Source organism: Francisella philomiragia subsp. philomiragia ATCC 25015 (genome assembly GCF_000156715.1).
Classification (GTDB): domain Bacteria; phylum Pseudomonadota; class Gammaproteobacteria; order Francisellales; family Francisellaceae; genus Francisella; species Francisella philomiragia.
The window spans coordinates 172,398-189,680 of the sequence record NZ_DS999311.1 but is presented as its reverse complement, the minus strand read 5'-3'; the positions used below and the strand labels follow the sequence as shown (position 1 = coordinate 189,680).

Here is a 17,283-nt window from a genome sequence, read left to right as displayed (position 1 = left end):
GAGTGTTTATTTAGATTATCAGTATTTGATAAAAAGTAGGTATAAAAATTAACAAAGATTGTCATATTTTCAAATAGCAACATGCCTCTAAAAATGTTATTATTGTGTTCCATGATTTTTTATATTTTCATGTGTTCAAATGAATCCTAATACTAAAATTATTTTTGTGACTGGTGGTGTTGTATCATCATTGGGTAAAGGCGTAACCGCAGCCTCTTTGGCAACTCTTTTAGAAAGTCGTGGCTTAAATGTGACTATGATGAAGCTCGATCCGTATATAAATGTTGATCCAGGTACTATGAGTCCACTACAACATGGTGAAGTTTTTGTAACCGAAGATGGAGCAGAAACTGATCTTGACTTGGGTCACTATGAGCGTTTTATTCGTAATAAAATGACTCAAGCAAGCAACTTTACAACGGGTAAAGTTTATCAAAGTGTTCTAAGAAGAGAACGTAAGGGAGACTATCTTGGAGCTACTATACAGGTAATACCGCATATTACAGATGAGATAAAAAGACGAGTATGTGAAGGGATTGCTGAAGATGTTGATGTGGCAATTGTTGAGATTGGTGGAACTGTTGGAGATATAGAGTCTCAGCCATTTTTGGAGGCAATAAGACAACTAAGAATTGAGCTTGGTAGAAATAGAACATTATTTGTACATTTAACTTTGCTACCGTACATAAGAGTTGCTGGAGAATTAAAGACAAAGCCAACACAGCATTCTGTCAAAGAATTAAGAGGTATTGGAATTCAAGCGGATGTTTTGGTATGTCGTTGTGAGAAAAGATTTGATGATAGTGAGAAACGTAAAATTGCTCTTTTCACAAATGTTGATCAAGACTGTATATTCACAGCTGAAGATGTTGATACAATTTATGAGGTACCTCTTAGATATAATCAACAAGGTTTTGATGCAAAACTTGTAGAACTTTTGAATTTAAATACAAAAGAAGCTGATCTATCCGAATGGCAAAATGTTGTAAATACTATCAGAAGCACCAAGGGTGAAGTAACAATTGCAATGGTTGGTAAATATGTTTCTCTAACAGAGGCATATAAGTCTTTAAATGAAGCTCTTTATAATGCAGGGTATAAGAATGGTGTTAAGGTCAAAATAAAATTTGTTGACTCTGAAGAGGTTAATGACACTAATGTAGAGTCATTCTTTAATGATGCTGATGCCATTTTAGTTCCAGGTGGTTTTGGGAGTAGAGGAGTTGAGGGTAAAATAGCATCAATTAAATATGCTAGAGAAAATCAGATTCCTTTCTTAGGTATTTGTTTGGGAATGCAGTTAGCAGTTGTAGAATATGCTAGAAATGTATTAGGTATACAAGATGCGCACTCGAGTGAGCTAAATCCATCAACTACTAATCCAGTCATAGGCCTAATAACGGAGTGGCAAGCAGAGGATGGTACTATACATCAAAGAACACATGACTCAGACTTAGGTGGTACAATGCGTCTAGGTGGATATAAATGTGTATTAAAAGCAGGTTCTCGTGCTAGAGAAATTTATCAAGCAGATGAGGTAATTGAGAGACATCGTCATAGATATGAGGTTAATAATAACTATGTTGATCGTTTAGAAGATGCAGGTTTAATTTTCTCAGGAAGATCTGAAGATAATAAACTAATGGAGCTAATAGAAATTCCTGAACACAAATGGTTTATAGCTTGTCAAGCTCATCCAGAATTTACATCTACTCCTAGATATGGGCATAAATTATTTGAATCGTATATTCATGCAGCGGTCGAAAAATCTAATAAATAATCTCTAGTTTTGAAATTTTGTCAATAAAAGTGATATAATCTGAATTAACTAAGAATTGGAGAATTAATTAAAATGAATAAACAAAGAACTTTGTCTATTATCAAACCTGATGCTGTAGAAAAAAATATAATTGGTGAAATCTATAGACGTTTTGAGAAGTCTGGGTTAAAAGTTGTTGCTGCTAAAATGAAGCATTTGTCAAAAGCAGAAGCTGAAGGTTTTTATGCGGTACATAAGGATAGACCATTTTTTAGTGCTCTTGTGGAGTTTATGATCTCAGGTCCTGTGATGATACAGGTATTAGAAGGTGACAATGCTATAGCTAAAAATCGTGAGTTAATGGGTGCTACAAACCCTAAAGAAGCTGAAGCGGGAACTATTAGAGCTGATTTTGCTGACAGTATTGATGCTAATGCTGTCCATGGTTCAGATGCTCCAGAAACTGCAGCACAAGAAATTAAATATTTCTTTAGTGATATAGAGATCGTTGGCTAAGCCAGTCTATATCGAATAATATCTAGGAGGAGATTGATAATGAGTTGGTTAACTAGAGTAATTGGTAGAAGTCTTGGTTTAGAAGCACAGAAAAAAGATATGCCTACAGGAGTTTGGAGTCAATGCCCAAGCTGTGGAGTAACATTGTATTCTGAGGAGTTGCACAATAATAAGTCAGTATGTCCGAGCTGTAACTATCATTATAGAATATCTGCTAGACATAGATTGAATTTATTCTTTGATAGAGAGAGTACAAAAGAGCATTTTGCTAATATCTCTCCTGTTGATATGTTGAAATTTAAAGACACTAAATCTTATAAAGATAGGCTGTCACAAGCGCAGAAAAAAACTGAAGAGCAAGACGCACTAGTTGTGATGGAAGGGACTGTAAAAGGATTCCCAGTAGTTGCTGCAGCTTTTAACTTTATGTTCCTAGGTGGATCTATGGGTTCAGTTGTGGGTGAAAAATTTGTCAGAGGAGTCAAACTTGCTATTGAGAAGAAGGTTCCTTTTGTATGCTTCACAGCAAGTGGTGGAGCTAGAATGCAAGAGTCATTATTCTCATTGATGCAGATGGCAAAAACTAGTGCTGCTTTACAAAAATTGGCAGAAGCTAAGCTACCATACTTAGTTGTACTGACAGATCCTACTACAGGTGGTGTGTCTGCATCTCTAGCTATGCTTGGTGATGTACATCTTGCTGAGCCAAAAGCTCTGATAGGCTTTGCTGGACCTAGAGTAATTGAGCAAACAGTAAGAGAAAAACTACCTGAAGGATTCCAAAGAAGTGAGTTTTTAGTAGAAAAAGGCATGGTAGATATGATCGTTGATCGTAGAAACTTAAGAGAAGAAGTTGCGAAGTTAATAGACAAGCTTATGCCTAACCTGACTAAAATTAATTATAATCATTCTCTAGAATATAAAACTGAACAACAAGCATAGTTCTTAATAAAAAAAATGAGCATCGAAGTTAAAATAGCTAAAATAATGGCTAAGCCAGATGCTCGCAATTGCGATCTTTTAGATTTACTACTTATCCTCGATAGATTTAATTTTACCAAGAAGTTTAAAGTAATAACCATTGCTGGAACAAATGGTAAAGGTACTGCAGTAGCTATGTTAGAAGAGCTGTTAGTGTCGAATAATAAACAAGTGCTAAGTCATACATCTCCTCATGTTTTCAAATTTAATGAAAGAATTTCTTTAAACAAGCAGTCAATTGCCGATAATGTTCTTTTGGAGCTTTTGGAAAGATTAGATGAGATAACACCAGAGTATCGACTATCCTATTATCAGATAGCTTTCTTATGTGCTTGTATGTACTCACAAAGAGTTGCTATTGATTATCTGATTTTAGAAGTCGGTATAGGCGGGCGTTTAGATGCTGCAAATCTAATAGATGCTGATATAACAGCAATTACAAATATCGATTTCGATCATTGCGAGATTCTTGGTGATACTCTAGATAAAATAGGGCGTGAAAAGGTTGGTATAGCTAGAGCAGAAGTTCCTTTGTTTTTGGGTACAAGTATGCCTAGTAGTGTTTATGAGTATGCACAAGCATGTGGCGCAATAATTTGTGAAGAAACTCATGAGTATAGTTCTAAAGATTGTTTTGTTCATAGTTATAATATTGCGATGGGTATCGCTGATTATCTTTTCAATAGATTGTTAATATCATATATTCCAAATTTAGAAGGTATAAGAGCTAAAGCAAGGTTTGCGACTTTGAAAAGTGACTCTATAGATAATAGTTATATTGTCGTAGATGTTGCACATAACCCAGCTTCTGTAAGACATCTGTTTGAGCTTTTAGATTCAAAATTTGGCGATAAAAGTATCAGGTATGAAGCAGTCTTTGGAATTTTGGCAAGTAAGGATCTCCATGAAATATTAAATATTGCAAAATCTCATATATATAAGTGGGATATTGTTGATCTTGGATATCTAGATAATCGAGCAGCAGATTTGGATAAAATAAAGCAAGAGTTTAAGTTACAGCAAATTGTGAGAGTTGATTTTAACAAAGACTTAAGTAGTATATATCTGTCAAAAAAAGACACAGTAACAGTTGTGTTTGGATCATTTGTATTAGCTGGAGAGTTTATAAAGCAGTATGAAAAGCATAATAGTGAAAAGTGAAAAGCAGATGTTTGAGTTTGCTCAAGAGTATGCTAAGAAACTCCAAGCAGGTCAGATTATATATTTACATGGGGACTTAGGTGCTGGTAAAACTACTTTTGTAAAAGGCGTGCTTAAGTCTTTGGGTTATAAAGGTAATGTCAAAAGTCCAACTTATACCTTGGTTGAGAGTTATGAGTTTGATAATTTTAATATTTATCATTTTGACTTGTATAGATTAGCCGATCCAGAAGAGTTGGAGTGGATAGGTATTCGAGATTATTTAAATGATAACTCTATTTGTTTTGTGGAGTGGCCAGAAAAAGGTAGGGGATTTTTACCAAAAAATAGTATTGATATATATATAAAATACTTGTCGGAAGGCAGGCAAGTAGATTTTTGTTAAAAATCTCTACAAATATGGTACGAAAGTATATTATACTGTTAAAAATATTTGTATTTATATTACTTGTCTGTGGGAGAGAGGGATGAAAGTTAGATTTGTAATCACCTTTTTATCAGTTATGTTCTTTGGTTCATCGTATGCAACTCTAAAAGAGTGTTATAAAGATGGTGTTGATCAAGAGTATGAAAAAGTTTTGGAATCATGTAAGCCGTATCTTAAAACTGATGCTAGAGCTACAGGATTATTAGCTGAAGCTAATGTTCAGCTTGATATGAGCGATAAAGATGCGCTAGATTATGCGTTGTGGGCTTCAGATTTTTATGAAAAAAATGGTGCTCCAACTGATCCTGAAGGAATTAGATCTTATTCTTATTTGGTATATTTGATTGGTGAGTTATATTTCTTTGGTTCAGAAGATGTTGATGTTGATCAGCCAAAAGGCATTGAGTATATAACTAAATCAGCGGATCTGGGTTATGATGTTGCGCAGAATCAGCTAGGTAATTTATATGTAAGAAATGATAAAGTGCCTGGTATGAATGTGGCAAAGGCTTATAAGTGGTATAAGCTTGCTATAGCTAATGGTAGTTTAGAGGCTAGAGGAGCTTACTTGATTAATAATCAGCAAAAATTTATTCAGGAGTATCCTTACTGTATGTCTCTGGGTAGGGCTTTTATCGCTGATGCATATTTGAATGGTAAAGGAGGTCTTCCACAGAGTCCTGAGTATGCTATCAAATGGTACCAAAAAGCATATGACTTAGATCATTCGGCTGAGATAGAAGCTGGTTTGGCTGAAGGATATTATAATGAGTATAAGAATATTAATCATGGTAAGCATGCATTTAAGCATGCAGGAATGGCTCAAGCACTTATCGCGAAAAATGATAAGCAACGGGCATATAAGTATGCACGTGAAGCTATAACCCAACCATATGCCCCAGCATTTGCTATTATGGCAGAATTGACTGATAACAAAGTTGCTAAGTATGCTTATTTATCAGAGGCTATCAAGTTATATAATAATCCGTTGTTTGGCTTCTGGCGTCAGTTTAATCCTTACTGTATGCCAAATCTTTCTGATAAGCGAGGACTAAAGAAAGCAGAGCAGGAGTTAGCTAAAATAAAGCTTACATCAGAGGAAAAAGACTTGGCAATCAAAGAACAAGAGAGTCTAGAAATTTACTGGAATCCTAATGTTAAGCAAGAGCAACCAGTGCAAGAATCCTCTCAAATACAGCAACAAGCTAGTGAAAAAACACAAGTAGAGTCAAGTCAGCCTTAATGAATAAGTTTGCGATTTGAGAAAATGAAAAAGTTCTTCTCAAATAGTTTAATTGTATCTATATTTTTATTTTTATCGAAACTTTTAGGTTTTGTCAGAGATTTATTATTAGCTAGCTTTTTTGGTAGTGGATCTGCTTTACAAGCATTTTTGGTAGCTTTTAGATTTCCTGAGTTTATGCGTAAAGTGACTTCATCTGGAGTTTTGACACAAATAGTTAATCCATATCTTGACGGTAATGCTAACGATAAAAATAAAAAATTTATTATAACAGTGCTTTATTTTATAGCATTGTTGTTGTTGATTATAACTGTTGTAGCAATCGTATTTAGTAATATCTGGGTTGAGGTATATGCATATGGTTTGGTCGATGATAGTAATACTCTAAGCTTGGTTAGAAGTATGTTTGTCATCATGATCCCATACTTGCTGTTTAATGGTGTTATGGGAGTAATATCAGCAGTATTGAATAGTTATAGTAAATATCTTATATCATCAATATTACCGATAGTGTTAAATATTGTCATGATAATTGGTGTAATCATATCGCCTAGATTTAGTATTCCTATATTTGCTGTTGCTTATGCTGTGTTGTTAGCAGGAGTAATTCAAGTTGTTATTGGTGGGTATAGTCTTATAAAGCTAATAGGTAAATTTAAGCTTGATAAAGGTATAGTTCTAGTCAAAGATGTGCGAGCAAGGACTTTTCTCAAAAAGCTTCCTTCAGCATTTTTTGGAACAGCAATATTGCAAATAAATGGATTGATAGAAACTTTTTTTGCATCATTTTTGATATCTGGAAGTTTAGCTTGGTTGTATTATGCTGATAGAGTTAATCAGTTTTTATATGGTGTCTTTGGCACAGCAATTGCAACGGTTATGATTCCATACTTAATTAGTTGTAAAAAGGATAAGCAAAAATTTTTTCAAACATTGGGACTAATTATAAGATTTACTTTGATAGTTACAGTTCCTGCTGTAGTAGGTTTGCTCATATTAGCTAAGCCTGTGGTTATTTCACTATTTTTTTATGGTAGGTTTAGTCTTCAAGATGTTGATTTTACTTATTTAGCTATGCTTGGTTACCTTGTATCACTATTTTGTTTTGTGCTTGTTAGAGTGATTGTCTCAGCACTATATACACAGAATAAAACATCAATAGTTTTTTATATTGGTTTAATATGTCTGATAATTACTATAGTTGCTGATATGTTAATTGTGAATTTGTTTGCAGGCGATGATCATGCATTTTTATATTTAGCATTGGTAAGCTCGTTTGTGGCATTGTTGAATTTGTTTATTCAGCTGTGGGTTCTTTGCGACTTAAGCTTTAGACTATTTATCAAAAGCTATTTACATTTTATGACAATTTTAAGAATAACAGTTGCGAGTATATGTATGGTTTTAGTATTAAAATCATTTAATCTAAGTGATAGTTATTGGATTACTTTATCAATGTTTGATAGACTCAAAAGTATAGCTCTAATAGTTTGTGCTGGTGTGTTTGTTTATTCTGTGATTATGATGATACTAGGAGGCTTAGGGTCTTTTAAAGAATTGAAGCGATAATTTAGTTGAATAGTTTATTAAGTGATCAGAACAAATTTATTTAGGATAAAAATGTACGACTTTAAAAAAATAAATAATCTTAGAGGAATAGAAAGAGAAACTCTAAGGATTAGTCATAATGGAGCCCTTGCTAGCTCTAATCATCCGTATGCTCTCGGGCATAAACTAACTAATAGTAGTATAACAGTAGATTTCTCAGAGAATCTCCTTGAGTTAATCACAAAGCCTCACGACAGTATTGAAAGTGCTTTTTGTGAGTTATATGATCTTTCGGCTTTTACTTTAGCTAATATGGATAGTAATGAGATTATTCTCAACACTAGTATGCCATTATCAGCTAATGAAAGCGAAATACAAGAGGCTAACTTTGGCCGTTCAAACTCTGGGCAAATGAAAAGAGTTTATCGTAAGGGGTTATCTGCTAGATATGGTAAGATTATGCAGATAATATCAGGTATACACTATAATTTTTCTTTTGATAAGAAATTAATACAAAGTATTGCTGATGAAAAACAGATTTCAACCTCAGATGTTTATTTTGACGTTCTTAATAAATACTTTGAATTTATGTGGTTATTACCATATCTGTTTGGCGCGAGTCCAATATGTGCTAAAACTTCGGTTAAAAGTAAGCCTAGTTATTTATCAGATCTAGATGAAGAGTTCTATATTGGTAAATATGCTACAAGTTTAAGGATGAGTGATTTGGGATATACAAGTCCAGCACAAAAAGATTTGGCTATATCTTATAATGATGTTAAATCTTATGTTAAAGATTTAATACATGCTACAGATGACACTTTTAATGATTATAAAAAATTAGGTCTGTATGACACTAGCGGTCAAAGAATACAACTTAATGATAGTATTTTACAAATAGAAAATGAATACTACAGTGCGATTAGGCCTAAGCAAATTGCTAAAAGATGCGAAAGACCTGCGTGTGCTTTATATAATCGTGGTGTTGAATATATTGAAGTTAGAGTTCTAGATGTCGATCCTTTTGCACCTATTGGGATAAGTAAGAATACAGCTCTTTTTGTCGAAGCAATGCTGATGACATGTTTAGATGAAGGTAATATAAGATATGATAAAGAGCAAATTAAACAAGCTAAGCAGAATTTAACAGCTGTAGCAATAGCAGGGCGTAATCCGGATCTTAGGCTTAATAAACTTGGAGATTTTAGTGAAATTTCACTAAAAGATTATGCATTAGAGTTATTCAATAAAATTGAGATGGTAGCGAGTAACATGCCACTAGAGTATCTAGAAGCTGTAAAACTAGAGAAGCAGAAAGTTTTAGATGTTAGTAAAACTCCATCCGCTAAAATAGTTAGAATTGCACAAAAGCAAGGATATAAAGATTTTGCACTGGATGTATCTCAAAAAGTATCTCAAGAATTTAGAAGCTATAAACTATCTGCAGATGTTAAGTCTAAATTACAAAATCAAGTTTCTACATCAATAGTTACAGAAAAAGAATTGGTGACAAGTGATAATATATCTTTAGATGAATATATTAGTCGATATTATGAATCATCAAAAGGATGTTATTAATTATCTTAAACTACGATTGTCTTTATTATTTGTAAATCATTAGGTATAAAAAAACCAGCATAAAGCTGGTTTAGATATTTTGATATAAGTAAAGTACAATTATACTTTCTTAATACCACCGAATCTCTTCTTGAACTTATCAACACGACCAGCTGTATCAACGATTCTTTGCTTACCTGTATAGAATGGGTGACATTCTGAACAAATATCAATATTTAAATCATTTTTACCGATAGTTGATTTAGTAACAAAAGTGTTTCCACAACTACAAGTTACTGTCACTTCAGTATATTTAGGATGAATTTCTTGTCTCATTTTTATAGTTTCCTTATATTTATAATCTGACATCGCCACTTAGACTATCTCATCTAAGCACCATATCCCTTATTAGAATAGCTCAGAGATTGTAGCTTAAATTATCCACAGTATCAAGTTTAATTAGAAGAAATGTATTTCTCTCTACGTACGCTTTTAGGATTGAAACCAGCATTTGTCAGCATCTCATAAGATTGGTCGATCATATTAGGATTACCACAAACATAAACAACATCAGTCTCTGGATTTAGTCCTATAGTATCAAATTGATTTTGTACATATCCAGAGATTTCATAATCTTTAAGATCTTGTGTTTCTCTACTAAGGCAAAGTTTAAAATGAATATTGTGATGCTTCTTCGCAAACTCTACAAATTCATCTTGATAAAGAGCATCCTTACGATATTGAACACCTAGAAGAATATGAATTTCAGTGTTATCAGCTTTCTCTAGTAGTTCTGGGAACATCGATTTGTACGGGACGATACCAGTACCAGTACCAACCAGAACTAGTTTGTTTATTTGCTCATCCTTTAGGACAAGTCTACCAGCAGGCCCCATAGCTGGTGCTGTATCACCAACTTTCATATTGAAGAACGTATCAGTTGCAATACCACCTTTTACATAAGTGATACCTATTTCTAAAAGCATATTGTCAGTAGGTAGGGAGCCTAAGCTATAGCTTCTACGCTTAAGATTGCCTTCTTCATCAGTAAGTAAAAAGGTAATGAATTGTCCTGCGATAAAGTTAAGAGGTTTACCATCAGTTCTTTTAAATGCAAAGTGTCTAACATTATCAGTGATATCTTTAAAAGAAACTAATTCAAGTTCAAATTTTTCTAAAGCCATTTTATTTAAAACTATTATGATTTATAACAGCAGTAATTATATACCCAAAATACCTAGAAATATAGATATCTACAAAATCTAAGTCATTAGGATATAGCATATATACTGATTGATACAAAGTTATGCATTTAGTCAGCTTTTGTGTATATAATTACCTTATATGGGTCGTGATTTTATACTTTGAGAATGTATCGAATATTAGTGCTTTTGTTGTTTTTTCCATATTTTGGGCTGGCAGAGATGACTCAGGCTGAGATAGATAAGATATATACAAAACCTATTGTTCTAGATAGTAAACAATATACTTTTAATATCGAGTTGCCTGTGGATTCAATAGATGGATACAGATGGTTTCTTATCCCACCGGATTATGATTATGTAGATGATACTGGTTACTCTCATGAGAGTATTGATGTTGAAAATTCAAAATGGGGCGGTATGGATAATTTTAAACTTAAACTTACTAAGAAATTTAGAAAAGTGCCTCATAAGATTGTATTACATTTTGAGTGTTTTCGACCATTTGAGGAACGCCCTAAGATTTTAACAAAAGATGTGACAGTATTATCACTTTTAGACTAGGAGTATATATGAAGAAAATATTTATAATGATATCTACAATGTTGATTGCTTTGAGTGCAACTGCTATGGATTGTAGTGATAAAAGCTTTGATTCAATAAGAGCTAAAGCTAGGCAAATGGAGCAAGCTTGGGATTCTGCAGATCTTGAAAAAGTAGTTTCCTTTTATAGTGATGATTTTATGTATATGAGCGGAGGTAAACCTTATACAACTAAAGATGCTGTATTAAAGCATTACGTTGATGGATTTGCTGCAAATAAAACTGGTAAAAGAGATATGGGTAAGTTAAAACTTAACTATGAGTATTGTAGAAACCTTGATGAAAATAATCAGCTAGTCATATTAAAGTTTATTTGGACAAGTTCTGATGGCAAAGTTGCTTCAGGGCATGATTTACTTGTTTGGCAAAAAGATAGTGAGAATAACTATAATATAATAGTGGATTTTCCACAGTCATAATTTATGTAATATAGGGAGATGTTTATGTTTTTTTAATATTTTTGGTAATAATTTCTATATTTTTACTGGCTTTCTCAATAAGTATAGTTGAGACTCAGTCTGTAAATATAATAGAGAGATTTGGTAAGTTTGTGAGAATCCAACGAGCAGGACTTAACTTTAGAATACCTTTTATCGAGAGAATAGCTGGTAGAGTTAGTTTGAGAGTTCAGCAACTTGATATCGTTGCAGAGACAAAAACAAAAGATAACGTATTTGTGCATATGAAAGTATCGGTACAATTTTTAGTTGAAGAGTCGAAGGCTGTAGATGCTTTTTATAAACTAACGAATGCTAGAGCTCAAATGGAGTCATACGTTTTTGATGTGATTAGATCATCATTGCCGCGTATGAGCTTGGATGAGTCTTTTGAAAATAAAGATGCAATAGCACTAGATATTAAAAAAGAGTTATCAGAAGAGATGAGTACTTATGGATATACGATAATTAAGTCATTAGTTGTTGATATCAATCCTGAGGAAAATGTTAAACGTTCGATGAATGAGATCAATGCCGCGCAAAGACAGCTTGAGGCTACAAAAGCAAAAGCAGAAGCTGAGAAGCTTATCAAAATCAAAGAAGCAGAAGGGCAAAAAGAGTCAATGAAGCTACTTGGTGAAGGTATAGCAGAGCAGCGTAAGGCAATAGCAAGAGGTTTGCGTGTGTCTATAGAAGATGTTAAAGAAGGTACGGGTGGAAATATTTCTTCTGAATATATTTCATCTCTAGTAATGATGTATCAATATTTAGATACATTAGAGAATATGACGAAATCTGGCAAATCAAATGTGATCTTTACACCAAACTCACCAAAAGGCTTCAACAATCTAACTTCAGAAATGATAAGTGCCTTGTCTGCGGTTAAAGATATTTAATTTTTTTAAAATATAATTATTGCATATTAGTATTTCATGAATGAAAAATATATATAGAGAAGTAATATTACCATATCGGTATTGCTATTTTGCAAAGTTCAAATTGAATTTGTGATATTAGTGAATACTATTTTCTACTATAAAATTGTTTATGTAATTTAGTCCCATGTGAGTATATGGAGTTAACAAGTATTTAGTCTAGGGGAAAACTTGTGGTAGCTATGACTGGACTTGAACCAGTGACCCCAGCATTATGAATGCTGTGCTCTAACCAACTGAGCTACATAGCCACAAAAGATGAAACTTATTATATGTAATTTATAAAAATTGTCAATATTAATTCATATTGATGTTAAAAAAAATATTACTGATGTTTTATTGCTTGCTAAATATAATAGTTTTGTAGTACGATATAAACCAACTATACACAGGGTTTACCCTATATAACTATTAATAAAATAAAGAAATGTCTGAAGGTAGAAATAAATTAAACGATTTTTCATTGTTACAATCACTGTTAGGTGGGTCGTCTAAAATAGAAGAAAAGACTTCTAGAATGAGACAAGCTAGAGATAAGAATATTTCTAAAAGTAAAAATATTCCAAAAGCTCCTGCTAAAAAAGTTGAAGAAAGAGATACTTCTTTTATTCGTATTCCACAGTATGGTCATAGAATAAATAATAAAACAGTAGATGAATTGCAGAATCCTCAATTAGAAGATGCTCAAGAAATTGTGATAACTGTTGATGTTGAGAAAGAAAGACAAAAAGAAGAAGCAAAACTGTTCAAGTGGTTGTGTCTTCGTTTTCCTAAATGTTTCGATCCGATCAATAAGAAGCCACTTAAAATCGGTATAAGTGAAGAAATAGAAATAATTTATCAAAATGAGCATTTTGCTCCAGTAGATAAAATGGTTCTCAGAAATGTATTACGTCGTTATGTTGGTGATACGCGCTATCATAAGGCTGTTTTCGAACTCAAGCAAAGATTTAATCTACAGGGTCAACCAGTTGAAGATTACTCTCCTGAACACGTTGAGTATTCTAAAAAGCGTCTTGATGAAATCGCTGAGAAAGCCGAGTTTAGGGCAAAGGGCTTGACTATGAAAGACTATTACGAGTACAAAAAACAGCAGCAAGAAGAAAAAGTAGACACTGAAGAATAAGTTTTTAAAATCACTGTAAATTATTGCCTCTTTTGCCTTTTAGGTTTATTCTTTTATTCATGAATTATCAAATCTGATTATTTGACAGTATGATAAAAATATTTTTTTCTAGAAAGTTTTTGGTAGTGTTGCTTCTATCTGTATCATTTCTCTTGAGTGGCTGTTCTACTACCGGTGATGGCTATCAAGGGCAAGTACTTCCGATTATAAAGCATGGTCATTCAAAGAAAAAACAGACAGCTTATAATATATACGGTTTTAAGTTTGAAAATACTCCTAGTGGTATTTATAACATTCTTGATAAAAAGCCTACTGAGTTTTTGGTTAATGTATATATTGGTGATAATTATGGTTGTAAGTTTACTTATACTATGGATAAAGAAGGTAAAAAAGAAGAGATTACCAAAACTAGTTCTTTTGTATCATACTTATCAGGCAGTAATGAGTTACTGAAATTAGAGTGTAAAGGTGAAGACTCAAATATTGACTATAAGATTGTCGTTTATGCTAATAATGTTGAATATGATAAGGTAGGAAATCTATCTTACTTAGCTGCTTCAGGAGGTTTGTAGTAGTATTATTTTCTCCAAAAATCTGGCATGAATAGTACTAGGATTGTAAATATCTCAAGACGTCCTGCAATCATTGCGAAGTCACATATCCATAGAGCTTCCTTAGGTAAGCTTTTGAAGTTAGAACCAATTTCTCCTAATCCTGGACCGACATTCGATAGTGTTGTTGCGATAGTAGAGAATGCTGTGGTTACATCTAAGCCACAACCTAGTAGCGCTAACCAACCACCGGCAAAGATTATGATATAAACAGAAATAAATCCAGAAACTCTATTTAAAGCTTGTTCAGATATATGAATGTCTCCAAGTTTAACAGTGAAGACTCCTTGAGGGTGGATTACTCTTTTAGCCTCTAGGATAGCTTTTTCTTTAAAAAGAATGGCACGAATCATTTTCAAACCGCCGGCAGTTGAGCCACCACAACCACCAATTATTCCGATAAACATTAGCATTATTGGTAAGAAACTAGGCCATAAATAATAGTTTGTGTCAGAAACAAAGCCGGCACTTGAAGATATTGATATAACTTGAAAAACACTATTTGTAACTATACTAAAGACATTTGACAAGTCATCAGTATGAGCAATCATAGTTATACACACTATGAAAGAAGCAAAAAATACGAAGTAAAAGTATGCTTTAAATTCAATATTTTTGAAATAGTGGCTTATTTTGAATTTCGATAAAGCTATATAGTGAGCTTTGAAACTAGTAGCTCCCAAGAAAAGAAAGATTCCACAAACTAAAATCATTCCAAAAGGCTTGTCAGCCATGCTTGAATCAGAAGGTGCAAAACCACCTGTAGATACGGTAGAGAATGTATAGCATATGGCATTAAAAGGATCTACACCAACTAATAAATAAGAAATAAAGCATAAGAATGTTAGCAATAGATATACTAGCCATAGAGCTTTGGCAGTACTTGAAATTTTTGGAGCGATTTTGTCATCTTTCCATTGTCCAGATATTTCAGCTTTATAGAGCTGCATACCACCTACACCTAAAAGTGGTAAGATGGCAACTGATAAAACGATAATCCCCATACCGCCAAAAAATTCAGTTTGTTGACGATAAAATAGTATACTGTGTGGCAGTTTGTCTAGTCCTTCAATTACGGTACCGCCTGTAGTTGTAAAGCCAGAGACTGATTCAAATACAGCATCAGTGAATGAGAGGTTTAAGCCCGGAAAGGACATGTAGGGAATGGCACCAAATACGGTCACAAACATCCAAACTAATGTTACTATTAAAAAACCATCTCTGTTAGAAAGTTTCTTTTGCGTATTTCTAGAGATGAACCACAAAAAGAAGCCACAAGAAAAGGTCACAGCAAAGCTTAAAATATAAGGATAAGCATTTTTTTCGGCATATATGTAGTCAACTAATAATGGACTAAGCATAGTGATGCTTAAAAACATTAAGAATATACCAATTATCTTTGGTTTTTGACTCAACATAATCTGCTAATACTTAAAAGCTTAATGTTTTATATATGACTTTGATGTTTAGTTTAGTATAATTACACACAAGCTACAAGATAATTTATATTTAGTATTTTAGGAGAAGTCGTCGTATGATGAAGCTTATATTGCGTTTGGCTCACTTGTTCGATAACAAAAAAGATAGAGCTTATGTGAGTGAAATAGATCAGTTTTTACAGGAATTCGATAAAGCTAACCCACAGAAGTCAGAATCGCAAAAAAAAGAAATATTAAAGCATAGAAATATCTACAAAAGAGAAGCTAAGCCTAAAACAGATTTTCTTGATGGTTAGTTTTTTTGCAAAAGTAACTTTACACAATTAGTCAGTTCTACATTTACAATCAGCTTTTATTAGCATCTCAAATATAATACACTTAGAGTATATTTGTGTATCTTTTTGATTATTAGTAAGTTATGAAAAAGAAGTATTTTATTATCGCTATTATATCGGTTTTTATAGTTGCATTTTTTTTGCTTTTAAATTATCTGCAACCAATGAGGGCAGATGATTTTGGTAGAGCTAATACAGATACCCTAGCAAAAGGGTTAATAATTATGGTTCACTCTATTCAGGCTGATTATTTTACGTGGACAGGCAGAGTTTCTGCTCAGGCTTTAATCTACTTCTTGATGAGTAAAACATATATAACTTTGTCGCTATTTATAGTCAATGTGGTTAATTCGATAGCGTTTTATATATTTATGTTGCTGACTTTCAAAATAATCACTTATGATAGAGGCAGAATATTATCTAAAGATTTTGTTATATATAGTTTTTTCTTTGTTTTTGTCTTTTATCAGACAGGATTTATGGCAAATATCCTATGGAAAACAGGAGCTATTCAGTACTTTTGGGGATTAATATTACTTACTGTTTTATACTATTTCTCCATAGTCAAAAATAAAAATAGTATGTTGCTTGGCTTATTTATTGGATCGATTATTGGTTTATATAATGAGATATTTGTATGTGTCAGTATTTTACTTTGTCTAGCATACTTTTTTGAAAGAGTGCTTACAAAGAAAGTTATAAATGATACGATTGTTGCTTTTTTTGTAGCGTGTGGAATCGGAGGGATTGTATTAATAACAGCACCTGGAAACTATGCAAGGCTGGATCATTTATCATCAGGAGTTCAGTCGTCACTATTGCAAAATGTTACTCGCTTGATAAGTGAGCTAATATTTACGCCACAGTATACGCTTATACTGTTGATTATGATTGTGATCTTTTTAATATTAGCTTTCACTAATAAAAATTTCAAAAAACTATCAGTAGTTGTATATTCTGCAGCACTTGTATTATCACTGTTTGTATTAGTGCCAGTGGCAAAGTCATACGATCTAAATCAAAGAGTATTACTTATTTATTATGCGATATTTTTTATGGCTGCTTATATGCAAATTTATAGTCATAGTGGTTTATTTGTTATTAAACTATATGCAGCTCTCAAAAAGCTAAGTCCGATATTTGTGTTATTGTTGGTAGCACAATTATATTTAATATTTAGTATGAGTTTGTTTTTTTATAACTTCGAGCAAAAGCGTAATGTCTTAGTGGCTCAATACCAACACTCCGGAGTTACTGATCCAACATTACCGTGTATAGTTGATTATATATCACCAACTGTTTTTATTGATGATATTACACCTAATAAAGATCTTTATAATAATCAAGCGTATGCTGATTTTTATGGTTTTAAAAGTGTTGCTTGTAAGATTGTTGGTTAACTA

18 protein-coding genes and 1 tRNA gene are annotated in these 17,283 nt (G+C 32.8%); 15 read left to right on the top strand and 4 right to left on the bottom strand.

What is annotated here, in order from left to right; translation table 11 throughout:
• Nucleotides 1-139: 139 nt before the first annotated feature.
• The 8 genes from FTPG_RS01200 (at nt 140) to gshA (ending at nt 9,213) form a co-directional block, all read left to right on the top strand.
• A complete protein-coding gene (locus tag FTPG_RS01200) occupies nt 140-1,780 on the top strand; it encodes a CTP synthase (RefSeq protein ID WP_004286581.1) in 1,641 nt (546 codons plus the stop codon).
• A gap of 72 nt (nt 1,781-1,852) precedes the next feature.
• Nucleotides 1,853-2,275: a nucleoside-diphosphate kinase gene (gene ndk, locus FTPG_RS01195; RefSeq protein ID WP_004286580.1), complete on the top strand. Its 423-nt coding sequence runs from the start codon at nt 1,853-1,855 to the stop codon at nt 2,273-2,275.
• 39 nt (nt 2,276-2,314) lie between these two features.
• Entirely contained in the window at nt 2,315-3,217 is a 903-nt protein-coding gene (gene accD / locus FTPG_RS01190; protein ID WP_004286579.1) for an acetyl-CoA carboxylase, carboxyltransferase subunit beta, read from the top strand.
• A 15-nt stretch (nt 3,218-3,232) separates the two neighbouring features.
• Nucleotides 3,233-4,417 carry a bifunctional folylpolyglutamate synthase/dihydrofolate synthase gene (locus tag FTPG_RS01185; RefSeq protein WP_004286578.1) on the top strand — a complete coding sequence of 395 codons (1,185 nt, stop codon included), beginning with the start codon at nt 3,233-3,235 and terminating at the stop codon, nt 4,415-4,417.
• The gene (gene tsaE / locus FTPG_RS01180; protein ID WP_004286577.1) at nt 4,392-4,802 is read left to right on the top strand and encodes a tRNA (adenosine(37)-N6)-threonylcarbamoyltransferase complex ATPase subunit type 1 TsaE; all 411 of its coding nucleotides are present in this window, start codon (nt 4,392-4,394) and stop codon (nt 4,800-4,802) included. Before FTPG_RS01185 ends, tsaE begins: the two co-directional genes overlap by 26 nt.
• A gap of 82 nt (nt 4,803-4,884) precedes the next feature.
• Nucleotides 4,885-6,087, top strand: coding sequence for a tetratricopeptide repeat protein (locus tag FTPG_RS01175; RefSeq protein ID WP_004286576.1), 1,203 nt, complete (start codon nt 4,885-4,887; stop codon nt 6,085-6,087).
• A gap of 24 nt (nt 6,088-6,111) precedes the next feature.
• Nucleotides 6,112-7,656 carry a murein biosynthesis integral membrane protein MurJ gene (gene murJ, locus FTPG_RS01170; RefSeq protein ID WP_004286575.1) on the top strand — a complete coding sequence of 515 codons (1,545 nt, stop codon included), beginning with the start codon at nt 6,112-6,114 and terminating at the stop codon, nt 7,654-7,656.
• Nucleotides 7,657-7,707: 51 nt separating this feature from the next.
• Nucleotides 7,708-9,213 carry a glutamate--cysteine ligase gene (gene gshA, locus FTPG_RS01165; RefSeq protein ID WP_004286574.1) on the top strand — a complete coding sequence of 502 codons (1,506 nt, stop codon included), beginning with the start codon at nt 7,708-7,710 and terminating at the stop codon, nt 9,211-9,213.
• Nucleotides 9,214-9,312: 99 nt separating this feature from the next.
• Here the strand turns inward: gshA and rpmE are convergent, their stop codons facing one another.
• Both rpmE and FTPG_RS01155 read right to left on the bottom strand, forming a co-directional pair.
• The gene (gene rpmE / locus FTPG_RS01160) at nt 9,313-9,528 is read right to left on the bottom strand and encodes a 50S ribosomal protein L31 (RefSeq protein ID WP_035722084.1); all 216 of its coding nucleotides are present in this window, start codon (nt 9,526-9,528) and stop codon (nt 9,313-9,315) included.
• A 119-nt stretch (nt 9,529-9,647) separates the two neighbouring features.
• Nucleotides 9,648-10,376 carry a ferredoxin--NADP reductase gene (locus FTPG_RS01155; RefSeq protein WP_004286572.1) on the bottom strand — a complete coding sequence of 243 codons (729 nt, stop codon included), beginning with the start codon at nt 10,374-10,376 and terminating at the stop codon, nt 9,648-9,650.
• Between the two features lie 186 nt (nt 10,377-10,562).
• On the opposite strand from FTPG_RS01155, the gene FTPG_RS01150 reads away from it, so the two are divergent.
• Genes FTPG_RS01150 through FTPG_RS01140 form a run of 3 tightly spaced genes read left to right on the top strand, consistent with a single transcriptional unit; the run spans nt 10,563 to nt 12,330 of the window.
• Complete coding sequence (locus tag FTPG_RS01150) at nt 10,563-10,958, top strand: hypothetical protein (RefSeq protein ID WP_004286571.1); 396 nt, start codon at nt 10,563-10,565, stop codon at nt 10,956-10,958.
• A gap of 8 nt (nt 10,959-10,966) precedes the next feature.
• The gene (locus FTPG_RS01145; protein ID WP_004286570.1) at nt 10,967-11,416 is read left to right on the top strand and encodes a YybH family protein; all 450 of its coding nucleotides are present in this window, start codon (nt 10,967-10,969) and stop codon (nt 11,414-11,416) included.
• Between the two features lie 41 nt (nt 11,417-11,457).
• A complete protein-coding gene (locus FTPG_RS01140) occupies nt 11,458-12,330 on the top strand; it encodes an SPFH domain-containing protein (RefSeq protein ID WP_004286569.1) in 873 nt (290 codons plus the stop codon).
• Nucleotides 12,331-12,543: 213 nt separating this feature from the next.
• On the opposite strand, the gene FTPG_RS01135 is transcribed toward FTPG_RS01140, so the two are convergent.
• Nucleotides 12,544-12,620: transfer RNA gene (locus FTPG_RS01135), tRNA-Met, on the bottom strand.
• A gap of 176 nt (nt 12,621-12,796) precedes the next feature.
• Between FTPG_RS01135 and FTPG_RS01130 the strand changes: the two genes are divergently transcribed.
• Nucleotides 12,797-13,495, top strand: coding sequence for a ProQ/FINO family protein (locus FTPG_RS01130; protein WP_004286568.1), 699 nt, complete (start codon nt 12,797-12,799; stop codon nt 13,493-13,495).
• A gap of 89 nt (nt 13,496-13,584) precedes the next feature.
• Nucleotides 13,585-14,067, top strand: coding sequence for an FTL_1709 family lipoprotein (locus tag FTPG_RS01125; RefSeq protein ID WP_004286567.1), 483 nt, complete (start codon nt 13,585-13,587; stop codon nt 14,065-14,067).
• Between the two features lie 5 nt (nt 14,068-14,072).
• Here the strand turns inward: FTPG_RS01125 and FTPG_RS01120 are convergent, their stop codons facing one another.
• Nucleotides 14,073-15,527 (bottom strand): potassium transporter TrkG, encoded by a 1,455-nt coding sequence (locus FTPG_RS01120; RefSeq protein WP_144402382.1) that lies wholly within the window; start codon nt 15,525-15,527, stop codon nt 14,073-14,075.
• A 113-nt stretch (nt 15,528-15,640) separates the two neighbouring features.
• On the opposite strand from FTPG_RS01120, the gene FTPG_RS01115 reads away from it, so the two are divergent.
• Both FTPG_RS01115 and FTPG_RS01110 read left to right on the top strand, forming a co-directional pair.
• The gene (locus FTPG_RS01115; protein ID WP_004286565.1) at nt 15,641-15,841 is read left to right on the top strand and encodes a CBU_0585 family protein; all 201 of its coding nucleotides are present in this window, start codon (nt 15,641-15,643) and stop codon (nt 15,839-15,841) included.
• Between the two features lie 122 nt (nt 15,842-15,963).
• Nucleotides 15,964-17,280 carry a DUF6056 family protein gene (locus FTPG_RS01110; protein WP_004286564.1) on the top strand — a complete coding sequence of 439 codons (1,317 nt, stop codon included), beginning with the start codon at nt 15,964-15,966 and terminating at the stop codon, nt 17,278-17,280.
• Nucleotides 17,281-17,283 lie beyond the last annotated feature (3 nt).